This window comes from Nocardia sp. CY15, from assembly GCF_009829295.1.
Lineage (GTDB): Bacteria > Actinomycetota > Actinomycetes > Mycobacteriales > Mycobacteriaceae > Nocardia > Nocardia sputi.
Map to the genome: position 1 here is coordinate 582446 of NZ_VUOT01000001.1, position 20630 is coordinate 603075.

Annotated in this window: 18 protein-coding genes; 5 read left to right on the forward strand and 13 right to left on the reverse strand. The window is 70.0% G+C overall.

From position 1 onward, the window contains the following. Positions 1-195 precede the first annotated feature (195 nt). A complete protein-coding gene (locus GVY39_RS02855) occupies positions 196-1377 on the forward strand; it encodes an MFS transporter (protein ID WP_159920039.1) in 1182 nt (393 codons plus the stop codon). A gap of 300 nt (positions 1378-1677) precedes the next feature. Here the strand turns inward: GVY39_RS02855 and GVY39_RS02860 are convergent, their stop codons facing one another. Then, entirely contained in the window at positions 1678-2685 is a 1008-nt protein-coding gene (locus tag GVY39_RS02860) for a 3-isopropylmalate dehydrogenase (protein ID WP_159920041.1), read from the reverse strand. Positions 2686-2938: 253 nt separating this feature from the next. After that, positions 2939-4537 carry a phosphoglycerate dehydrogenase gene (gene serA, locus GVY39_RS02865; protein ID WP_159920043.1) on the reverse strand — a complete coding sequence of 533 codons (1599 nt, stop codon included), beginning with the start codon at positions 4535-4537 and terminating at the stop codon, positions 2939-2941. Positions 4538-4680: 143 nt separating this feature from the next. Here serA and GVY39_RS02870 point away from each other — a divergent pair, with 143 nt between their 5' ends. Both GVY39_RS02870 and GVY39_RS02875 read left to right on the forward strand, forming a co-directional pair. Continuing rightward, positions 4681-5235, forward strand: a complete 555-nt coding sequence (locus GVY39_RS02870; protein ID WP_159920045.1) for a TetR/AcrR family transcriptional regulator — start codon at positions 4681-4683, stop codon at positions 5233-5235. A 73-nt stretch (positions 5236-5308) separates the two neighbouring features. Continuing rightward, positions 5309-7018, forward strand: a complete 1710-nt coding sequence (locus GVY39_RS02875) for an alpha/beta fold hydrolase (protein ID WP_201295133.1) — start codon at positions 5309-5311, stop codon at positions 7016-7018. Positions 7019-7363: 345 nt separating this feature from the next. Here GVY39_RS02875 and GVY39_RS02880 read toward each other — a convergent pair whose 3' ends face one another. Further along, positions 7364-8305 (reverse strand): LysR family transcriptional regulator, encoded by a 942-nt coding sequence (locus GVY39_RS02880; RefSeq protein ID WP_236565256.1) that lies wholly within the window; start codon positions 8303-8305, stop codon positions 7364-7366. Positions 8306-8382: 77 nt separating this feature from the next. Here GVY39_RS02880 and GVY39_RS02885 point away from each other — a divergent pair, with 77 nt between their 5' ends. Further along, positions 8383-9573, forward strand: a complete 1191-nt coding sequence (locus GVY39_RS02885) for an MFS transporter (RefSeq protein WP_159920049.1) — start codon at positions 8383-8385, stop codon at positions 9571-9573. A gap of 51 nt (positions 9574-9624) precedes the next feature. Continuing rightward, a complete protein-coding gene (locus GVY39_RS02890) occupies positions 9625-10431 on the forward strand; it encodes a nucleotidyltransferase domain-containing protein (RefSeq protein ID WP_159920051.1) in 807 nt (268 codons plus the stop codon). Positions 10432-10439: 8 nt separating this feature from the next. Here GVY39_RS02890 and GVY39_RS02895 read toward each other — a convergent pair whose 3' ends face one another. The 10 genes from GVY39_RS02895 to GVY39_RS02940 all read right to left on the reverse strand — a co-directional run bounded on the left by GVY39_RS02895 (position 10440) and on the right by GVY39_RS02940 (position 20489). Next, a complete protein-coding gene (locus GVY39_RS02895; RefSeq protein ID WP_159920053.1) occupies positions 10440-10964 on the reverse strand; it encodes a helix-turn-helix domain-containing protein in 525 nt (174 codons plus the stop codon). Positions 10965-11083: 119 nt separating this feature from the next. Continuing rightward, the gene (locus GVY39_RS02900; protein ID WP_014987157.1) at positions 11084-11287 is read right to left on the reverse strand and encodes a cold-shock protein; all 204 of its coding nucleotides are present in this window, start codon (positions 11285-11287) and stop codon (positions 11084-11086) included. Between the two features lie 511 nt (positions 11288-11798). Continuing rightward, positions 11799-13640 (reverse strand): 3D-(3,5/4)-trihydroxycyclohexane-1,2-dione acylhydrolase (decyclizing), encoded by a 1842-nt coding sequence (iolD, locus tag GVY39_RS02905; RefSeq protein WP_159920055.1) that lies wholly within the window; start codon positions 13638-13640, stop codon positions 11799-11801. Next, complete coding sequence (gene iolB, locus GVY39_RS02910; protein WP_159920057.1) at positions 13637-14527, reverse strand: 5-deoxy-glucuronate isomerase; 891 nt, start codon at positions 14525-14527, stop codon at positions 13637-13639. Before iolB ends, iolD begins: the two co-directional genes overlap by 4 nt. An 85-nt stretch (positions 14528-14612) precedes the next feature. Beyond that, on the reverse strand, positions 14613-15500 hold the full coding sequence (locus GVY39_RS02915) for an aldolase (protein WP_201295145.1): 888 nt from the start codon (positions 15498-15500) through the stop codon (positions 14613-14615). A 273-nt stretch (positions 15501-15773) separates the two neighbouring features. Beyond that, on the reverse strand, positions 15774-16712 hold the full coding sequence (gene iolC / locus GVY39_RS02920; RefSeq protein WP_159920061.1) for a 5-dehydro-2-deoxygluconokinase: 939 nt from the start codon (positions 16710-16712) through the stop codon (positions 15774-15776). Positions 16713-16732: 20 nt separating this feature from the next. Then, positions 16733-17515: an ATP-binding cassette domain-containing protein gene (locus GVY39_RS02925; protein WP_159920063.1), complete on the reverse strand. Its 783-nt coding sequence runs from the start codon at positions 17513-17515 to the stop codon at positions 16733-16735. Then, positions 17512-18552 (reverse strand): ABC transporter permease, encoded by a 1041-nt coding sequence (locus GVY39_RS02930; protein WP_159920065.1) that lies wholly within the window; start codon positions 18550-18552, stop codon positions 17512-17514. The genes GVY39_RS02925 and GVY39_RS02930 overlap by 4 nt, the downstream gene beginning before the upstream one ends. 18 nt (positions 18553-18570) lie before the next feature. Next, positions 18571-19578, reverse strand: a complete 1008-nt coding sequence (locus tag GVY39_RS02935) for a sugar ABC transporter substrate-binding protein (RefSeq protein WP_159920067.1) — start codon at positions 19576-19578, stop codon at positions 18571-18573. A gap of 14 nt (positions 19579-19592) precedes the next feature. Then, positions 19593-20489: a TIM barrel protein gene (locus GVY39_RS02940; protein WP_159920069.1), complete on the reverse strand. Its 897-nt coding sequence runs from the start codon at positions 20487-20489 to the stop codon at positions 19593-19595. Positions 20490-20630 lie beyond the last annotated feature (141 nt).

Consider the following 20630-nt stretch of genomic DNA (forward strand, 5'->3'; position numbering starts at 1 on the left):
GTCTATCGACCCGCCGCCACCTGCTCGAACGCGCCCGACCGAGTGGTCGGAACCAGCCGGGGCGGGGCCACGGCGCATGTGAGCAGTCCGACAGCCCCGGGCGTCGAATCGCATGGCCCGAGGGGTGTACGGTGAGCATCGCGGTTCACAAAGTGGGAATACAATCCCGAATAATGAGATTCTGAGGTGAGGTCGATGGCGACCGTTACGCAGATCGACGGGGTACGTCGCTGGTCGATGCTCGGGCTGGGCGTGTTCGCCCAGGCCTCCAGCGCGGTCTTCATCCACGGCGTCCCGTTTCTGCTGCCCGCGCTGACCGGCCGCGGCATGCCGCTGGCGACGGCGGGCCTGCTGGTGGCCATGCCCACCGTCGGCCTGGTGTGCACGCTGATCGCGTGGGGTTACGTGGTCGACCGGATCGGCGAGCGCAAGGTGCTGGTCGCCGGTCCGCTGCTGATGCTGGCGGCCGGGTGCGTCGCTGCGGCCACGACCGACGACATCACGCTGGGCGCGTTGCTGTTCCTCGGCGGCGTCGGGGCGGCCAGCACCAACGGCGCCAGCGGCCGGGTGATCGTCGGGTGGTTCCCGCCGCATCGGCGGGGGCTCGCGATGGGTATCCGGCAGACCGCCCAGCCGCTGGGAGTGGGCGTCGGCGCGTTGGCGATTCCGGCCGTCGCCGCCGCCTACGGTGTGCCCGCGGCCGTTCTCGTTCCCGCGCTGATGGCGGGCGTGGCGGCCCTTGGCTGCCTGGCCGGCATCGTCGACCCGCCACGTCCCGCCGCTTCGGCCGCCGATCCGGCGTTGCGAGCCAACCCTTATCGCGACTCGGCCACGCTGTGGCGCATCCACCTGGTCTCGGTGCTGCTCGTCGTCCCGCAGGGCACCGTGTGGACGTTCGCGCTGCTGTGGCTGCACCGCGACATCGGCTGGTCGCTCGCCGCCGCGGGTGCGCTGGTGACGATCACCCAGATCCTCGGCGCGCTCGGCCGCATCGGCGCGGGCGCCTGGTCGGATCGCGCCGGCAGCCGGATGGGCCCCCTGCGCACGATCGCGGTCGCCGCCGTGCTCGCCATGGCCGCGCTGGCGCTGACCGCGTGGACCCAGTGGTGGTGGGCCGCCATCCCGCTGCTGATCGCCGCGTCCGTGATCAGCGTCTCCGACAACGGCTTGGCCTTCACCGCGGTCGCCGAGATCGCCGGCCCCTACTGGAGCGGCCGGGGCCTCGGCGTCCAGAACACCGGGCAGAACCTGGCCATGGCCGCCGTACCGCCCCTGTTCGGCGCTCTGATCACCGCGAGCGGCTTCCCCGCCGCCTTCCTTCTGGCCGCTGTCGCGGCCGTCGCGGCAGTCCCGCTGGTCCCCCGCGACCCGGACTGAGGAGAGAATCCGGATCCGCGCAGCCGGATACGCACCGACCCGACCCTGATACAGGGCAACCGCGGCAAGCAGCACGCTCTCGCGGACGTGGATCCATGTCTCCGCATCGGATCACGGTGACGGCGTCGCACGGTCGGTGCCGCGCGGAGGCTGGTCTCCCAGGCGAGGCGATGAAGAAGTTGCCAGCGGCACGCCGTCTCACTCTCGGACACGTGGAACGGAGTGGTCGCGATCCTTTCGCCGGGGATGCGCGAAGGCCCCGTTTCCCAAGGAGGAAACGGGACCTTCGGGTGGCGGGGATCAAAGGGTGGCGGCGATCCGGTCGCCGATCTCCACGGTCGACGCGGTGCCCGAGCGGGACTCGAGGTCCTTGGCGACGGCCGACTCGATGCGCGTGGCCGCCTCGGTGTCGCCGAGGTGGTTGAGCAGGAGAGAGACCGAGAGGATCGCCGCGGTGGGGTCGGCCTTGGACTGACCGGCGATGTCGGGGGCGCTGCCGTGTACCGGCTCGAACATGCTGGGATTCGTCCCGGAGGCGTCGATGTTGCCGCTGGCGGCCAGCCCGATGCCGCCGCTGACAGCGGCGGCGAGGTCGGTGATGATGTCGCCGAAGAGGTTGTCGGTGACGATCACGTCGAACCGGCCCGGGTCGTTGACCATGTGGATGGTGGCGGCATCGATGTGCTGGTAAGCCGTTGTGACCTCGGGGAACTCGGCCGCGACCTCGTCCACGGCGCGCTGCCAGAGCGAGCCGGCGAAGGTGAGCACGTTGTTCTTGTGCACCAGCGTCAGGTGCTTGCGCCGCGCCTGCGCCTTGGCGAAGGCGTAGCGCACGACGCGCTCGATGCCGAAGCGGGTGTTGGTGCTGACCTCGGTCGCCACCTCGTGCGGGGTGTCGACGCGAATCGCGCCGCCGGTGCCGGTGTAGGGGCCCTCGGTGCCCTCACGCACAACGACGAAGTCGATGTCGGGATCGCCCGCCAGCGGGCTGGTCACGCCGGGGAACAGTCTGGACGGACGCAGGTTGACGTGGTGGTCCAGCGCGAACCGGGTGCGCAGCAACAGGCCGCGTTCGAGCACGCCGCTGGGCACCGACGGGTCGCCGATCGCGCCGAGCAGGATCGCGTCGTGCTGCTTCAACTCCGGCAGCACCGAATCCGGCAGGATCTCGCCGGTCGCGTGGTAGCGACGCGCGCCGAGGTCGTACTCGGTCTTCTCGACACCGGGCACGACCACGTCGAGCACCTTGAGCGCCTCGGCGATGACCTCGGGCCCGATCCCGTCGCCCGGGATGACAGCAAGCTTCATGACAAATGCTCCGTTCGATGTTGCCGGTAACGGCCGACACGACGTGCGGCCCGGAGATGACCGCCGGGGTGCGCACGACAGTCCGGCCGGGGTGACCGCAGCATCGTCACGGTACTCGGCGCGGCCGGAGCGCCGAGCACCGGGCGCGATGACGCGGCGGGTCCGCGCGCCGACCGAGCGACCGGCGCCGCGCACGAGTGGTTCGTGCGCGGCGCCGATTCCGCGGGTGCCGGGACGCTGCGGCCCCGTCCGGTCAGGACAGGTCGACCTGGACGACCTTGGCCGCGCCGACCGACTCGGCGATCGCGTCCTGCACGTCGGCGGGCACCTCGCGGGCCACGCGCAGCACCACGGTGGCGCCTTCCTTGTCGACGTCCTGGGTCAGCTGCGCGGCCAGGATGTCGACCTCGGCCTCGCCGAGCTTGGTGCCGATCCTGCCCAGTGCGCCCGGCCGGTCCTCGTAGTTCAGGATGGCCAGGTTGAGGCCCTCGGCGCGCATGTCGTAGTTGCGGCCGTTGATGTTGACGATCTTCTCCACCAGCTGCGGCTCGGTCAGCGTGCCCGCGACGTTCAGGGTGCTGCCGTCGCCGAACACGGCGCGCAGGTCGACCACGCTGCGGTGGCTGGGGCTCTCCGACGCCGTGGTGACCTGGGCGGTGATCCCGCGGTCCTTGGCCAGGGCGGGGGCGTTGACGAAGGTGACCTGGTCCTCGACCAGCGCGGAGAAGATGCCGCGCAGCGCGGACAGCTCCAGCACCCCGACCTCCTGCGCGGCCAGCTCGCCGCGCACCTGGATCTCGACGCTGACCGGCAGCTCGTTGGACAGCGCGCCCAGCAGCGCGCCCTGCTTGCGCACGATGTCCAGCCAGGGGGCGACCTCTTCGCCGACCGTGCCACCGGTGACGTTCACCGCGCCGGGCACGAACTCACCGGCCAGGGCCAGCAGGACCGACTTCGCGACATCGGTGCCCGCGCGGTCCTGGGCCTCGGAGGTGGAGGCGCCCAGGTGCGGGGTCACCACGACCTGCGGCAGGTCGAACAGCGGGCTGTCGGTGCACGGTTCGGTCTCGAACACGTCCAGACCGGCGGCCCGCACATGGCCGGACTTGATGGCATCGGCCAGCGCGGCCTCGTCGACCAGGCCACCGCGGGCGGCGTTGACGATGATCACGCCCGGCTTGGTCTTGGCGATGGCCTCCTTGCCGATGAGGCCCTTGGTCTCCGGGGTCTTCGGCAGGTGGATCGAGATCAGGTCGGCACGCTCGAGCAGCTCGTCGAGGCTCAGCAACTCGATGCCGAGCTGGGCGGCGCGCGCGGGCGACACGTAGGGGTCGTAGGCGACGATCTTGGTCTCGAACGCGGCCAGGCGGGCGGCGAACAGCTGGCCGATGCGGCCGAGGCCGACGACGCCGACGGTCTTGCCGAAGATCTCCACGCCGTTGAACTTGCTGCGCTGCCAGGTGTGCTCGCGCAGGGTGGCGTCGGCGGCGGGAACCTGGCGGGCGGCGGCCAGCATCAGGGTGACCGCGTGCTCGGCGGCGGTGTGGATGTTCGAGGTGGGCGCGTTGACGACCATGACGCCGCGCTCGGTGGCGGCGGGCACGTCGACGTTGTCCAGGCCGACGCCGGCGCGGGCGACGATCTTCAGGTTCTTCCCGGCTTCCAGGACCTCGGCGTCGACCGTGGTCGCCGATCGCACGAGCAGCGCGTCGGCCTCGGGCACGGCGGCCAGCAGGGCCGGGCGGTCGGGTCCGTCTACCCACCGAACCTCGACACCGTCACCGAGCGCGTCGACGGTCGACTGGGCGAGCTTGTCGGCGATCAGAACTACAGGACGGCCTGCTTGGCTCACGTGGAGTACTCCTGGGGAATGGGGTCGGCATTTACCGCCGACCAGCTTAGTGCGCGCGATTTCCGCGTCGGCTACCACCTGGTAGGCGGGCGTCCTCAGTCTTTCCGGTGGAAAAAATATGAAGACCGGTCTACAGTCGGGATATGGGCGTCAAAGGCATCGAGACTCGCGGCAAACTCGTCGACGCGGCGCGCACGCTGGTGGAGCGGCACGGTTACTACGGCGCTGGGCTCAACCAGATCCTGGCGGCCAGCGGCGCGCCACGCGGTTCGCTGTACTTCCACTTCCCCGGCGGCAAGGACGAATTGGTCGCGGCGGCGATCGCCCAAGCGGGCAAGGAGATCGCGGCGCTGATCGACACGATCGAACCCGGTGACGCCGCAGCGGCCGCGAGCAGGCTGCTTCGCGTGTTCGGCGATCGGCTGGAAGCGTCCGACTGGCAACAGGGTTGCCCGGTCGCCACCGTGGCCTTGGACGTGGCGGCGGCGAACGACGCGGTCCAAGCCGAGTGCGCCGCCGCGTACGCCGCCTGGCAACAGGCGCTGCGGCTGCGGTTGCGGGCCGATGGCCGCGAGAACGCCGACGACCTGGCCGCCACGGTGCTCGCCATGGTCGAGGGGGCGCTGTTGCTGGCGCGCGCGCAACGCAGTCGCGAACCTTTGGAACGCGTCGAACGCACTCTGCACGCCCTGCTCTGAGTCGGGTTCCACCCGACCCGCTTCGTTTTTCATGGCATCAAAATATGTAGACCGGTCTAGTAAGGAGCATGTCATGTCCGACAGCATCGTGTTCGGAGCCGCTGGATTCCTCGGCCGCGCAGCGGTCGCCCGGCTTCTCGAGCAGGGGCATTCCGTCACCGCCGCCTTGCGTGCGGGCAGCGAGGAGCGGCTCACCAGTTGGCTGCGCGGACGCGGCGTCGACTCGGGCGCGCTGGAAATCGTCGCGTGTGACGTCACCGCAGAGGACCTGGGTCTGCCCGCCGGATTCGACCCGTCCGGCATCCGCGACGTGTACAACTGCGCGGCCCGCTTCGCCTTCGGACTCACGCCAGAGGACGCGTACGCGGTCAACGTCACCGGCGCGCTGCACGTCCTGGAGTGGGCCGCCGCCCTGCCCGGCCTGCGACGGCTCGTCCACATCACGGGCTACCGGATCACCGTCGAGCAGTCCGAGGAACAGTATTGGGAGAAGGGCGCTTACGGCGCGTCCAAGTTCGAATCGGATCCGCTGCTGCGACGGCGGGCCGCCGAGCTGGGCGTCGCGCTGACCATCGCGAACCCGAGCAGTGTGATCGGCCCCGGTCAATACGTCGGGCTCGCCGGTGTGGTCGAGCAACTGTGGAACGGAAGACTCCCGGCCACCCCCGGCGGGGCGGATACGTTCGTGCCGATCGTCGATCTGGACTACTTCACCGACTTCCTGATCAGTCTGCCCGCCCTGCCGGACACCGCGGGCCGGTCCTACACGGTTCTCGACGATCGAACTCCGGTGCTGCCGAAGCTGATGCGGCTGCTGGCCGGGCACATGGGTGTCCCCGCGCCGCGGTTCTCGATTCCGGTCGGTGTCATCGAGAAACTTCCGCGGGCGTTGACCGGCGCCGATCCCGAGTCGCTGCCCTTCATCGCCGACGACCGCTACGACACCTCGGCGGCGCAGGACGTGGCCCGCCGCGCCGGACTCACCATGCCTCCGACCGAGGCCACCCTGTTTGCCTGGGCCGACCACCTGGTGGCCAGCCGGTTCGGCGCGGTCGCCGACGATCCGACCGCCGGATTCGCCGATGGCGTCTGGGTGAGCGGCGAACGGCAACGCCCGGCCTACGTTCTTGTGCACGGGCTTCCGCTCGACGGTGAATCGTGGGGCGCGGTACGCGCGGAGTTGGACGGGCCGAGCCTGGCCGTCGACCTGCCCGGCCTCGGACGCTCGGCGCCCGGCGACCAGGATGCCGTGCTGCCGAAATCGCTCTCCTCGGTCCGCACCCGCCCCGTGCTGGTCGGCCACTCGCTCGGCTGCGGTCCGGTGCTGCGATACGCGGCGGAGCATCCGGAGCGCGTCTCCGGCGTGGTGCTGGTGGCCCCCGCGTTCTTGCAGCCTCGATCGGGCCTGTTGCTGCGCTCACCACTTATGACGGCGGCGATGCGCCGGATGCCGGCCGCCGCCTTGGCGAAACGGCTCGGCGTGCCCGACGGCGCCGCGATCGCGAGCGCCGCCGCGAACCTCCGCAGGCCGGGTGTCGCCGCACGCACCGTCGCCGCGCTGCGCCGCGCGAGCGCCACCGCGCGACGCGCGGAGTTGCGCGAACTGCTCGAACGGATCGAAGTGCCGGTGCGAATCGTCACCGGTTCCGCCGATCCGCTCACCGTCACGACGCCGCGGGACTCGGTCGCGATCGAAGGCGCGGGCCACTATCCGCAGTTGACCCATCCCGCGCGCGTGGCGGCGGAACTCGCCCGAATGTCCACCGTCGGGGCACGCGGCTGATCGCGTCTCGCGCGATCCGGCCGTTGCGGCGTCGGATTCGATCACCTTCCGCTGCCCCGCGACCAGGCCGTACAGCGGCGGGCCCCCGCACCATCTCGGTGCGAGGGTCCGCTCGGTCACGCCGTGGGTCGGCGTGGAACCCGGCCGATCAGCTCGACCGTCACGTCGGTCAGCGGCCGCCGAAGGAACCCGTCCACAGGGTGTCGACAAGGCCGTGCAGAGCAGCGTCGAGCGTATTGAAAAGACCGTTCAGGGCAAGCGCTACCGGTGTCGGATACCCGCCCGCCTATCGACGCCATCCGGCACCGATACCCGGCGGCTGGAGCGGCTCCGCATACCGGACGCTCAGGACGCCTCCGCGGTGACCAACCGCACATCGCCCGCTCCCTGCGTGTCGGCCACGGCACGGGAGAACGCACGCACCCGTGCGGTCTCGCCGTGGCGACGCCACACCAGCCCGAGGCGGGACTCGGCGATCCCGGTCACCGGCACGAAGGTCACCGGCCGCCTGCGGTGTGATTCCGCGGTCGGATGGCACAGCAGCATCGCCCCCCTGCCTGCCGCCACCGCGGCGAGGCCCTCCTCCAGCGTGCCGACCTCCGGACCGCTGCGCACCATCCGTCCCCCGGGCGTCACGTCCAGCGCCTGCGCCCTGCGCCAGTATTCCGGCGCCGGAGACCGCACTCCGATCAACGGCACCTCGGCGATCTCCTCCACCGACAGCGCCGCACGCCCCGCGAGCGGATGCGAGCTGGCCACCGCGAGCGTCTGCGACTGCCCCGCGAACACCGATCCGAGCACCAGATCGGGCTCCCCCATCGGCAGCAACACGACGGCGGCGTCGACCTCGTCGCGCCGCAGCGGGCCGAACGGATCGGCCAGCGGAATCTCGACCAGCTCGGCCGAGCATTCCGGGTGACGCCGCCCGAACAGCTCGACCGCGGCCATCAGGTGGTCGCTGCCCGCACCTTGAAACCCGATGCGCAAGATCCCGTCCGTGCCTCTGGCGGCCGCGCGGGCGCTGTCGACCGTCGCGCGCAAAGCCGCGTAGGCGGGCCGCAGTTCGGCGAGGAAGTCCGCGCCGAGCGGGGTCAACCGGACGCTGCGGCTGGTCCGTTCCACCAACCGCCCGCCGATGCGCCGCTCCAGCGAGCGCAGCAGCTGGCTGACCCGGCTCTGCGACACATACAGCCGCTCACCGGCCCGCCCGAAATGCAATTCCTCGGCGAGCGCGAGAAACGCCTCCAGCTCACGGACCTCCAGCCCACCCATCAGCTTCCCTTCCACGGTCGATGAGTCCAGCTCATAGAACTATGAGACCTTCGCCGTTGTTTCCTCCGTTCCCGGGCTCTTGTCTGGAAGACATGACACAGGTTCAGGAAGTCGTTGCGCCGCAGCCGGTCTCGGTGCTGCGCGGTTGGCTCGGCGTGGGCGCCGTGACAGCGGGGACGTTCACGGTGGTCACTTCCGAGATGTTGCCGGTCGGCCTGCTCACCCCGATCGGCTCCGCGCTGCGGGTGAGCGAGGGCCGCGCCGGTCTCGCATTGACGGTGACGGGCTTGGTCGCCGCCCTGTCGGCGCCGTTGGTCACCGCGGCGCTGGGCCGGGTCGAGCGCAGAGCGGTGCTGTGCGGGTTGATGGCGGTGCTCGCGCTGGGCAATCTCGGTTCGGCCTGGGCGCCCACCTTCGGTGTGCTGATGGGGGCGCGGGTGCTGGTCGGCGTCGGCATGGGCGGGGTGTGGGCGATCGCGGCGAGCCTGGCGGCGCGGCTGGTGCCCGCGCGGTCGGTCACCGCCGCGACTTCGCTGGTCTTCTCCGGCGTCGCGGTCGCCTCGGTGCTCGGTATCCCCGCCGGAACCTTTGTGGGCGCGCTCGCCGGGTGGCGGGCGACGTTCGTCGCCGCCGCCGGTCTCGCGCTGCTGGTCCTCGTGGCGATGGCGGCCTCGCTGCCGCGTCTTCCTGCCACCGATGCCGTGGCGTTGAGCGGCGTGTTACGGCTGACCAGGCAGCCGGGCTTGCGCGTCGCCCTGCTCGCGGTCGCGTTCCTGGTCACCGGTCACTTCGCCGCCTACACTTACGTGCGGCCGGTGCTGGAGGAGGTTACCGGTGTCGGCGCGGAGACGATCGGCACACTGCTGCTGATCTACGGAGTTGCCGGGGTAGCAGGGAATTTCGCCGCGGGCGCTGCGGCGGCGCGGGCACCGAGGAAGACCTTGATCGCTATCGGCTCGGTCCTGGCCGCGGCCGCGATCGCCCTGCCCCTGCTCGGGGCCTCGCTCCCGCAGACATTCGTGCTGATGTTCGTATGGGGCGTCTCCTACGGTGGCGTCTCGGTGAGTACCCAGAGCTGGGTCTTCGCCGCGTCGCCCGGAGCCGAGGAGGGCGCTTCGGCACTGTTCGCCGGGGTCTTCAACGCCGCCATCGCACTGGGGGCATCGGCCGGCGGACTGGCCGCGGACGGGATCACCGTCGCCGCCGCCATGTGGCTGGGCGGTGCGCTCGCCGTGGTCGCCGTGCTCGTGGCCGCGTTCGGCAGCGGCGCGCGCCGACCCTGACCGACGAAAAAGCGGCTGCGACAGTCGCGTTCGGGCACCTACCATTCGTCCATGTCTCTGCGTGCGATACCGGCTTCGATGGACCCGGCGGTGGTCGGGTCCATCGATGGGGAGCTGGACCGGGTCGAGCGGGAACATCGGGTGTCGATTCGGCTGGCGATCGAGAGCGGCAGCCGTGCCTGGGGATTCCCGTCACCCGACTCCGACTACGACTGCCGGTTCGTGTACGTCGCGGCGCTGGAGACCTATCTGTCCCCGTGGCGCACCCGCAACGTGGTGGAGACGCCGCTGGCGGGCTTGCTCGACGTGAACGGCTGGGATCTCGGCAAGGCGCTGCGGCTGCTGGTGCAGGGCAACGCCGTGCTCATCGAGTGGCTGATGTCACCGATCGTCTACCGGGGCGACGCCGGGTTCCGCGACCGACTGCGCGCGGTGGCCGACGAGGTCGCCGACCGCGACAAGGTCGCTCGGCACTATCTGCACTTGGGCGCCAAGCAGTGGGCATTGTTCGAGCGCACCGGGTCGCTGAAGAAGGTGTTCTACGCGCTGCGTCCGGCGATGGCGCTGCGGTGGCTGCGCGAGCATCCCGCGGCGGCGGTGACGCCGATGCATCTGCCGACGCTGCTGCGGCAGTGCGATCTGCCCACCGAGTTGTCGGCGGCGGTGACAGAGTTGACCGATCTGAAGTCGCGGACCCGCGAGATGGGCAGCGGGTCGGTTCCCGCGCCGGTCACCGCGTTCATCACCAGCGAACTTGCCTGCGCCGCCGAGGTGTTCGTCAAGTCCGGGCCCCGCGATCTCACGCATGCCCGGGCGATCACCGCGGAGTTCTTCCGCGCCGAGGCGCTGGCGGGCTGACCGAGCGCCTACGACGCGGCTTTCGGCTCGTCCGGGTCGCCCGACGCGGCCACCGCGTCCGTGTAAGCCTGCGCGAGTCGGTGCGTCGCCGACGGACGATCCGGGTCCGGGCGCGGAATACCGAGGTGGCTCTCACGGAGTTCGTCCATGAATTCACCCCAGAGTGGCGGACCGCCCGCCTCGAGCAATTCGGCCCGCACCCGAAGATGCTCGGTGGTCGGGCGGTGCCGCAATCCCCACGCACCGAGCTGGGCCATGACGGGCACCAGCTGGATAGCGGGTTCGGTGAGCCGGTATTCGGCCTTCTGGCCGGGCCGGGTGTCCGCCCGGCTGAGCAGTCCGGCCGCCACCAGCCGCTTGAGCCGATCGGAGAGGATGTTGGAGGCGATGCCCTCCTCCGAGCCGGCCAGCAGCTCGCGGAAGTGGCGCCGGTTGCCGAACATCACGTCACGCAGCACCAGCAGCGTCCACCGATCGCCGATCACTTCGATGGTCGCGTTGATCGGGCACCCCGACCGTCCGTCCTGCCTCATCCGGCACTCCTCTCGAGCGGCGGCTACTGCTTGCAATATACAATCAGAAGTCATGCCTCCGAACAGGCGAAAGGCCCCACACCGTCCCGGTGCGGGGCCTTTCGGAAGCTAGGTCGCGATCAGAGAACGCGGACGTCCTGGGCCTGCGGACCCTTCTGTCCCTGGCCGATCTCGAACTCCACGCGCTGCCCCTCATCGAGGGACCGGAAACCCGAGCCGCTCACAGCCGAGTAATGCACGAAGACGTCGGGCCCCCCGCCGTCTTGTGCGATGAAGCCGAAGCCCTTCTCGCTGTTGAACCACTTCACAATGCCTTGAGCCATTTCATACTTTCTGTAGACGAGCCAGAGAGGTGTTATGAGATTCCCTGGCCTCGTAGATCAACGATGCCATGATCCGATGAATTCCTCACGTATCGGACCATCAACTGTGAGCTAACGCTCACGACGTCGCCTCGGCGGGCGCACAGCTTCGTCTGCGCTCTCGCGCGCGCTGTTCTTGGTTCACTTGCCGACGCTCGTTCACGAGCGGACTGCGCCTGTCACCTCCCACGTTCGGTCCGGGTCCGATCCGGGCAACACCACCGGACCCGTCACGCGGGTACCCACACTCCGCCCGGGATAACACCCGCCGTCCTCCCTCGACGAACACAACCCATTCGGAGGGGCCACCGCGCCCGACATCATGGAACTCCTTCTTCGACGCGGCTCGGCCTCGATACGCATGTGCTACCGATTCGCTTGTGCCGCAACGAATTCCAGTTCACCCACGCAGGCGTCGACATTTCAGCCTACGTCCGCGGAGCCACCGCGCGCACTGTTCGTTAAATTCTGTTCACGACCGGAGGTAGCGCACCTGACGCGGTTTCGTCGCCTCGTAGCTCTCGCGGCCCGGCAGATGCTCCGGCACGCCGACCTCCCACCAAGCGCCCGCGTCGGTCCACGCCGAGGGCTGCGTGCGCACGACGAGCACGGCCGGACGGCGCTCGGCCGTTGCCGCCGCCCGCGCCCGCGCGTAGGCGTCCCGGAATTCGGTCAGGTCGCGGGCGGTGAAAACGGAACAGCCGAGCGCTGCGGCATGGGTGGCGAAGTCGACGCGCGGCGGATGCTCGTGCGTGGTGCGGCAGTCGGCGTAGAAGTTGTTGAACGGCTCGCCGCCCTGGCCCTCTTGCAGCCGGGCGATCACGGCGTAGCCGTCGTTGTCGCACACCACCGCGACGAACGCGTGCCCGGCGAACGCCGCGGAGAACAATTCCGAGTTCAGCATCAGATACGAGCCGTCCCCGAGCAGGGTCGTCACCACGCCGCCGATGTGCGCCATGGCCGCGCCCCACGCGCCGGCCAGCTCGTAGCCCATGCAGGAGAAGCCGTACTCCACGTCCATGGTCGGCGCGCCGCCGCCGGCCCGCCAGCCGCCGACGAGTTCGCCGGGCAGCCCGCCGGATGCCGTCATCACGTAATCGGTCGGCTCACTCAGGTCGTTCACCGCGCCCACGACCTGGGCATAGCTGGGCGTGCCCGGGGTCGGTGCGCGCAGACCGTCGATGTGCGCGTCCCAGGTGCTGCGCAGTGCGGCGGCGCGCGCGGTCCACCCGGGGTCGACGCGCCACTGCCCCAGCTGCCCGGCCAGCTCACGCACGGTGACCTCGGCATCACCGACCACCGCGAGAGCGCCGTGCTTGACGGCGTCGAAACGTGCCACGTTGATCGTCACCAGCCGGACGTCCGGCGCGAAGACCGTCCAGGACGCGGTGGTGAAGTCCTGCAACCGGGTCCCCACCGCGAGGACGAGATCGGCTCCGGCCGCCATCGCGTTCGCCGACGCCGAGCCGGTGATGCCGAGCGGTCCCGCGAACAGCGGGTGATCGTGCGGCGCGAGGGTGCGGCCCGCGGTGGTCTCCACGACCGGAATGCGATGGCGCTCGGCGAACTCCAGCACGGTGCGTCCCGCACCCGAATAGCGGACACCGCCGCCGAGGACAAGCAGCGGGCGGCGCGCGGCGCGCAGTGCGGCACCGGCGGCGGCGAGTGCCCGCTGATCGGGGCGTGGCCGGGTGAGCCGGTGCGCCACCGGATCGAACAGCGCGTCGGGGAAGTCGTAGGTCTCGGCCTGAACGTCCTGCGGCAGCGCCAGGACGACCGGACCGGCATCGGCCGGATCCGTGAGCACCCCGACCGCCTGCGGCAGGGTGGCGATCAGCTGTTCCGGGCGGGTGATGCGGTCGAAATACCTGCTCACCGCCCGGAACGCGTCGTTCACCGTGAGGGTCGGGTCGCCGAAGTGCTCGACCTGCTGCAGAACGGGGTCGGGCGCCCGACCGGCGAAGGTGTCACCCGGGAGCAGCAGCAGCGGAAGACGGTTCGCGTGCGCGACGCCCGCCGCCGTCACCATGTTGAGCGCGCCGGGGCCGATCGACGATGTCGCGACACCGACCTGACGCCGGTGGGTGGCCTTGGTATAGCCGACGGCCGCGAGCGCCATCCCCTCCTCGGTGTGCCCGCGCCAGAGCGGGAGTTCGGCGCGCCGCTCGTGCAGCGCGGCGCCGAGGCCGAGCACGTTGCCGTGACCGAAGATGCCGAAGACGGCGGGGAACAGCGGCACTTCGCTGCCGTCGAGTGTCTCGGAACGCTGGGCGATCAACCAGGCCACCAGCGCCTGCGCCGTGGTCAGTCTCATCGCACCCGTCCTTCGTGCGAGGTGACCGGACAGCGCGGATCGAGGGGCTCGTCGTCCCAGCGCGCCCGCACCCAACTGTGCGCCGGATCGTCGCAGAACGCCATCGATCGTTCGGGCGCCGGACCGGCCAGCACGTTCAGGTAGTACATGGGGTAGCCGGGCGCCGCGACGCACGGCCCGTGATAGCCGCGTGGGATCAGGAAGACGTCACCGTCACCGACCGCGACGTTCTCGTTCACCGTGCCGTCGGCCGTGTAGGTCCGGTGCATACCGAATCCTTCGCGGGACGGCGTGACCCCATCCGGTCCGGCGATGCGGAAGTAGTAGATCTCCTCGTTGACGACCTCGCACTCGCTCACTTCGTCGTGCTTGTGCGGCGGATAGGACGACCAGTTGCCGTCCGGGGTGATCAGCTCGCAGGCGTTCAGTTTGTCCGCGTGCTCCCACACGCCGGGTATCCCGAAGTTGGTGACCTGGCGCGTCGCACTGCCCGCACCGCGGACTTCGACCGGGATCTGCTCGGCGGGGCCGTATCGCGGCTCCAGCCGTTTCGCGCAGCGGGCCATCGGAAGCGCCACCTCCAGGTCGCCGCCCTCGGCCACCAACTCCACCTCGGCGTCTCTGGGGACGTAGACGAAATCCGTCACCCGGGTGAACACCGATTCCCGGCCGACCAGCGTGAAGGTCGCACCGTCGACACGCACGGTGCACGCTCCGGCCAGCGGCAGGACGAACGCCTCGAACTCCCCCGTCCGCACTGTCCGTGACTCGCCTGCGCCGATCCGCAGGACGCGCAGCCCCGCGTAAGTCCATCCGGCGTCCTCGGGGGTCAACAGGATCGGATCGCCGTCACGGCACAGCGAGCCGTCGGGCCGATGAAGTGTCATCGTGCCTCCTCCGTACAAGGTTCGCGGACACCGGCGAACGGCGGCGAGGTCGGTGCCCAGTTATGTCCGGCGACACTCCCCCGCTTCATCGGGTTTCCTTCAGCAAACGAGCGGCGGAGTCCACCGCCCGCGCGACGTCGCCGTCCGGCGGGTACAGCAAGGTGCGCCCGACGACGAGTCCTCGTACCACGTCGTGGCCGAGCGCTCCACCCCACAACGCGCGATCCACCGCTTGGTCGCCGGAGGGTGCGCCGCCGAGCACCACCACCGGCAAGGTGGTCGCGTCCAGTACCGAGATGTCCTGCGGCGCGGGAATCTTCAACCAGGTGTAGGCCGAGGTGACGCCGAGACCGGAAGCCACCGTGATCGCCCTCGACAGCGACACCGCGTCCTTGCTCATCACCAGCGCACCGGTGGCGTCCCGGTGGTACGGCAACGGCTCGACCATCGCCATCAACTCGTGCGCCGCCAACGCCGAGACCGCCCGCGCGCAGGCTTGCAGCGTCGGCACGGTCCCCGCGTCGGAATCGACCAAGCGCAGCAGCATCTTGCCGCCGTCGAGCCGGAACCGAGCCAGGGAGTCCGCGTCGTATCCGGTGAAGCGGTCATCGATCTCCCATTCCGCGCCCGCCAGCCCGCCGCGGTTCATCGACCCGATCACGACCTTGTCGTCCAGCGCGTCCAGCAGCAGAAGCTCCTCCACCACGTCCGGGGAGCCGAGCACACCGTCGACGTCCGGGTTCGCCAATGCGATCAACAGCCGTTCCAGCAGGGTGCGCCGATCGGCCATGGCCGTGCGGTCCGCGCCGACACCGAGCGCGCCGCGAGCGGGGTGATCGGCGGCGACCAGGAACAAGGTCTGTTTGCCCGCCAGCAGGTCGGCGCGGCGCACCCGTTTCGCGTAGGCCCGTTCGACCGCTGCCGGGTCTGTGGCACGTACGTGCAGTAACTCACGCCAACGTTCGTCGGTCACATGCACGGCGGCGCCTCCTTCCGCGCTCGATACTCAGCCGCTCTTCTGATCTGCGCCCCGCTCAGCGGCACAGCAGTAGTTCCGCCATGCCGCGTACGACTCGGCCGCACAGCTGCTCCTCCTGCCCGCGCCCTGCTCAGCGGCACAGCAGGCTCTCCACTCCGCCCAGCGGCACAACGGTGTCTCCACTCTGCGCCCCGCTCAGCCGTACAACAGTGTCCCCACTCCCGTCCTGGCGCAGCCGCCCAGCGGTTCCTCGATTTCCACGCCGGTTCAGCCGCACAGCAATTCCTCGATCTCCGCCGCCGTGGGCATCGCATCCGCGCAGGCCAGACGCGCGGCGACCAGCGCGCCCGCCGCGTTGGCGTAGGTGGCGATGCGCTGTGGGTCCCAATCCGAGAGCAGGCCGTGGATCAGCGCGCCGCCGAAACCGTCGCCCGCACCCAGCCCGCACACCACGTCCACCCGGCACGGCGGCACCGTCCAGCGTTCTTCGGCGGTGGCCACCAGCACGCCGTCGCCGCCCTGCTTGATCACCGCCAGGCGCACCCCACGGTCGAGCAGCCGATCGGCCGCCGCGTCCGGGTCGGCGGTGCCCACTGCCACCTCGGCCTCCGTGCGGTTACCGACCACCACGTTCACGTGGTCGACCATCCACCCGATCTCGGCCCGAGCGGTGTCGACGTCGGGCCAGAACATCGGCCGGTAGTCCAGGTCGAGCACCGTGTGCCCGCGTCGAGCGCGCCGCAGCAGCATCTCCCGCTGCGTGCCGCGCGCCGGTTCCGCGCTCACTCCGGTACCCGTGACCCACAGCAGCGGCGCGGCGTCCACGACTTCCCAGGGCACGTCATCCGCGGTGATGGTGAGATCCGGCGCGATCGGCGCACGGTAGAACAGCAGCGGCGGATCCGACGGCGGCATCAGCTCGCAGAAGACCACGGGCGTCTGAAGGTCCGGCGCGGTCGTCACGTAATGGGACGACACGCCGAAGTCCTCGAGCGCCGTGCGCACGAAGTCGCCGAAGCCGTCGGGGCCCACCTTCGTCAGCACCGCCGAACGACGGCCGAGCCGGGCAGCGGCCACGGCGACGTTGGTGGCGGTGCCGCCCAGCGATTTCGCGAAACTACGCACCTGCGCCAAATCGACGCCGCTCTGTTCGGGATACAAGTCCACCCCGACCCGGCCGACGGTCAACGCCTCCAGTTCGGTCACGAACTCGCCTCCTGGCGTATTCACGGCGTCACCACGCGCCGCAATTCGTGCTGCAACGCCTCCAGTTCCGCCCCGCCCGCCATCTGTCGGGTCAGTTCCGGCAGTTCGATCTCCGATTTCTCGTACGAACCGAGCACCGCGCCCCGCTTCAGCAGCAGGAACCGGTCACCGACCGGGTAGGCGTGGTGTGGGTTGTGCGTGATCAGCACGACACCGAGTCCGCGTTCACGCGCCTGCACGACGTACTTCAGCACCACCCCGGCCTGTTTCACGCCCAGCGCGGCGGTCGGCTCGTCGAGGATCAACACCTTCGCGCCGTAATGAACGGCCCGTGCGATGGCTACGCATTGCCGCTGGCCACCGGACAACGTGCCGACCGGCTGTTCCATATCGCGAATCTCGATACCCATGTCCGCCAATGCGGTTCGCGCGATCTCGCAGCCCTTCTTGCGGTCCAGCAACCGGAAGGGGCCGTAGCCGAAGGTGGGCTCGGAGCCGAGCACGAAGTTGCGCCACACGCTCATCAACGGCACCACCGCGAGATCCTGATAGACCGTGGCGATACCGCGATCCAAGGCCTCGCGTGGTGATGCGAACCGGACCGGTACTCCTTCGACGCGCAGTTCGCCGCGGTCGTGCCGATGCACCCCGGCCAGGATCTTGATCAGCGTCGACTTGCCCGCGCCGTTGTCGCCGAGCACGCAGGTCACCTCGCCCGCTTTCACCACCGTGGACACCTCGCGCAGAGCGACGACACCGCCGTAGCTCTTGCCGAGGTCCACGGCCTCGATGAGGGGAGTCATCGGCGCACCCTTTCGGCTCGTTTCTGGAATCTGTTGTTGACCAGCACCGCCGCCAGCAGCAGCACACCGAGGAACAGCATGAACCAGTCACTGTCCCAGCGGGCGAACACGATGCCCTGGCGCGCCATGCCGAAGATCAGCGCGCCGATCGCGGCGCCGACCGCCGAGCCGAAGCCGCCGGTGAGCAGGCACCCCCCGACCACCGCGGCGATGATGTAGTGCAGTTCGAGCCCGACGCCCTGGTTGGCCTGCACGCTCGCGAACCGCAGGATGTTGCAGGAGCCGACCACCCAGCCCGCGAACGCGGTGCCCATGAACAGCAGGATCTTGGTGCGATCGGCGGGCACGCCGACCGCGCGCGCACTGGGCAGCGCACCGCCGACGGCGAAGATCCAGTTGCCGAACCTGGTGCGGACCAGGACGAGCGCGGCGATCGCGGTGAGCACGATCCACCAGACCACCGAGGCCTGGATGTGCGCGTCCCCGATGTCGAGCGTCGAGGCGAACACCCAACCCGCCGACTGGTAGCCGTCCGCGCTGCGCACTCCCGACACCTGCACCGTGTCGGTGACCAGCCGAGTCACGCCGAGGTTCAGGCCCTGCAGGGCGAGGAAGGTGCCCAGCGTGACGATGAAACTGGGCAGGCCGGTGCGCATCACCACCCAGCCGTTGAACGCGCCGACGGCCAGGGCGAACGCCAGCGAAGCGAGTAGGGCGAACCAGACGTTCCACCCGGCGTGCACCGCGAGCAACGCGGTGACCAGCGCCGTGGAGGCGGTCATCACGCCCGCGGACAGGTCGAACTCGCCGCCGATCATCAGCAGCGCCACGGCCACCGCCATGATGCCCAGCGTGGAGGCGTCGTCCAGCCAGGTCGCGACGCCGAGCGGGCTGAGGAACCGGTCGGTGACGAGGGAGAAGAACACGAATACCAGCAGAGCGCCCAGCGCCGCGCCGATCTCCGGCCGCACGGCCAGACGTTGGAGCGGTGAAAGTCCCTCGTGCGCCTTCTCGGACGTCTCTGTGGTGGCTGTCATTTTCCTCGGCTCCCGACCTCAGCGCGTGCCCTGCGCGACGAGCGCGGCGACGGCTTCCACATTGCTCTTGTCGACGAAGCCCGGCCCGGTCTGCACCGGCGCGCCGCCTCCGACGGTGTTCAGGTTCGTCCGGTACAGCCGCAGCAGCACGATCGGCAGGTAGCCCTGCTCGTACTGCTGCTGATCGACCGCGAACAGCAGCCTTCCGGCCCGAATCCCCTCCACCACTTCGGAATTGAGGTCGAACGTGGCTACGGCGGCAGGCGAACCGGCCTCCCGGACGGCGTCCACGGCCCGCGCCGCGACCTGTGAGTTCAACGTCAGGACCGCGTCGATGGACCGGTCGGCCTCGAGCGCGCCCTTGATCCTCGACTGCGCGTCGGTCGGATTGTTGATGTCCACCTGGAGCGTGACCGCGGTGCCGAACGCTTTCGTCGCGCCCGCGCAGCGCTCGTTCGCGCCGATATTGCCCGCTTCGTGGATGACGCACAGCATCTTCGTGCGCCGGGCCTCGGCGAGCCGTTTGCCCGCGGCCTGCCCGGCCAGCGACTCGCTTTGCCCCACATGGACGAACGCGCCGAACTTCGCGCTCTCGAATTCGCCCGAATTGATCGTCACCACCGGAATACCCACGGCCAGAGCCTTTTCCACGGACCGGCGAAGCGCTTCGGGATTGGCCATGGAGACGACGAGGCCGTCGACGCCTTGGGCCACCGCGTTGTCGATCAGCTTCGCCTGCTGCCCCGGATCACCGGAGGCATTGTACTCCACCCGGATACCGAGATCCTCGCCCGCGGCCTCCGCGCCGTTCTTGACGACATTCCAGAACGCGTCGCCGGGGCTGCCGTGGGTCACCACCGCTACCGATCTCACCGTCCCGGCGGCGACAGGCGGCTGTGTAGGGGCGGGCGCGTCGGAGCCGGGACCGCTGCACGCGGCCAAAAGAGCGGCCGTGGCGATCCACGGCAACAGGCGGCTCGAACGCCGCCGTCCCGCGCTCGCGCCGCGTTGCGGTCTCGAAAACATCCTCGTCGCTTCCTCTAGATCCCGGCCGCGGCCAGCGCGATGTCCGCGAGACGGCGCAGGCTGCGCCCGGTGTCGATGCTCGCCTGCCGCGCCGAGTCGCCCGGCCACAGCGCGGTGTCCTGCTCCAGCACGTACCAGCCCCGATAGCCCGCGGCCTGCACGGTGCGCACGAGTGCTGCGATATCGACGTCACCCTCACCCAGTGGGACATACAGCCCACGGCGCACGGCCGCGCTGTACTCCAGCGTTCCGGCGCGGACCTCCTCGGCCAGCGCGCCGCGGACGTCCTTGAGATGGATGTGCCCGATCCGCTCGGCATGTCGCCGCGCGAGCCGAACCGGGTCGGCGCCGCCGATGAGCAGATGCCCGGTGTCCAGGCAGATGTCGAGGTCGGAATCGGCGAGGAACCGCTCGACCTCGGCCTCGCTCGCCACGTGCGTGCCGACATGCGGGTGCAGCACCGTGCGCAGGCCGTGCGCGGCGGCGGCATCGCGGATGGCGCGGGAGGCGTCGACCAAGGCCCGCCATTCTGCGTCGTCGAGGCGCGGGCGCTCGTCGTATCCGCCGAGACCCGTCGCGGCGGCGAGCACGAGGACTTCCGCGCCCGTGGCGGCCAGCAACGCGGCCGTGCGCTCGGCGTGCGCGAGGGCCGACTGCCGATCGCGGTGCAGCACGACGGCGAGGAACCCGCCGACCGGAGCGATTCCGAAGTTCTCGAGCAGCCGACGCAGTTCACCCGGGTCGCCCGGCAGGTAGCCGGGTGGTCCGAGCTCGGTGGCGGTCAGGCCGAGCGCGGCCATCTCCGACAGGACGGTGCGTGCGTCGAGCACATGGCCCCAGCCGGGGACCTCGCAGACTCCCCATGAGATCGGCGCGGCCGCGATGCGCAGCGAGGAGAGGGATTCGGTCATCGGCACTCCGACCTTCGACGTCGAGTTGACTGCGCTCTGTTGGAGCGCTCCAACTATGTAACGCAGGTCATATCGTGTCAAGAGCCGCATACTCATCGCCCAAAGCGTCACTACCTGCGGATATTTCGGATTTGACTGAGT

Coding starts and splice junctions, on each gene's coding strand:
- GVY39_RS02855 (WP_159920039.1), top strand. CDS start 196: ATGGCGACCGTTACGCAGATCGACGGGGTACGTCGCTGGTCGATGCTC.
- GVY39_RS02860 (WP_159920041.1), bottom strand. CDS start 2,685: ATGAAGCTTGCTGTCATCCCGGGCGACGGGATCGGGCCCGAGGTCATC.
- GVY39_RS02870 (WP_159920045.1), top strand. CDS start 4,681: ATGGGCGTCAAAGGCATCGAGACTCGCGGCAAACTCGTCGACGCGGCG.
- GVY39_RS02875 (WP_201295133.1), top strand. CDS start 5,309: ATGTCCGACAGCATCGTGTTCGGAGCCGCTGGATTCCTCGGCCGCGCA.
- GVY39_RS02885 (WP_159920049.1), top strand. CDS start 8,383: ATGACACAGGTTCAGGAAGTCGTTGCGCCGCAGCCGGTCTCGGTGCTG.
- GVY39_RS02890 (WP_159920051.1), top strand. CDS start 9,625: ATGTCTCTGCGTGCGATACCGGCTTCGATGGACCCGGCGGTGGTCGGG.
- GVY39_RS02895 (WP_159920053.1), bottom strand. CDS start 10,964: ATGAGGCAGGACGGACGGTCGGGGTGCCCGATCAACGCGACCATCGAA.
- GVY39_RS02900 (WP_014987157.1), bottom strand. CDS start 11,287: ATGGCTCAAGGCATTGTGAAGTGGTTCAACAGCGAGAAGGGCTTCGGC.
- iolD (WP_159920055.1), bottom strand. CDS start 13,640: ATGAGACTGACCACGGCGCAGGCGCTGGTGGCCTGGTTGATCGCCCAG.
- iolB (WP_159920057.1), bottom strand. CDS start 14,527: ATGACACTTCATCGGCCCGACGGCTCGCTGTGCCGTGACGGCGATCCG.
- GVY39_RS02925 (WP_159920063.1), bottom strand. CDS start 17,515: ATGACTCCCCTCATCGAGGCCGTGGACCTCGGCAAGAGCTACGGCGGT.
- GVY39_RS02930 (WP_159920065.1), bottom strand. CDS start 18,552: ATGACAGCCACCACAGAGACGTCCGAGAAGGCGCACGAGGGACTTTCA.
- GVY39_RS02935 (WP_159920067.1), bottom strand. CDS start 19,578: ATGTTTTCGAGACCGCAACGCGGCGCGAGCGCGGGACGGCGGCGTTCG.
- GVY39_RS02940 (WP_159920069.1), bottom strand. CDS start 20,489: ATGACCGAATCCCTCTCCTCGCTGCGCATCGCGGCCGCGCCGATCTCA.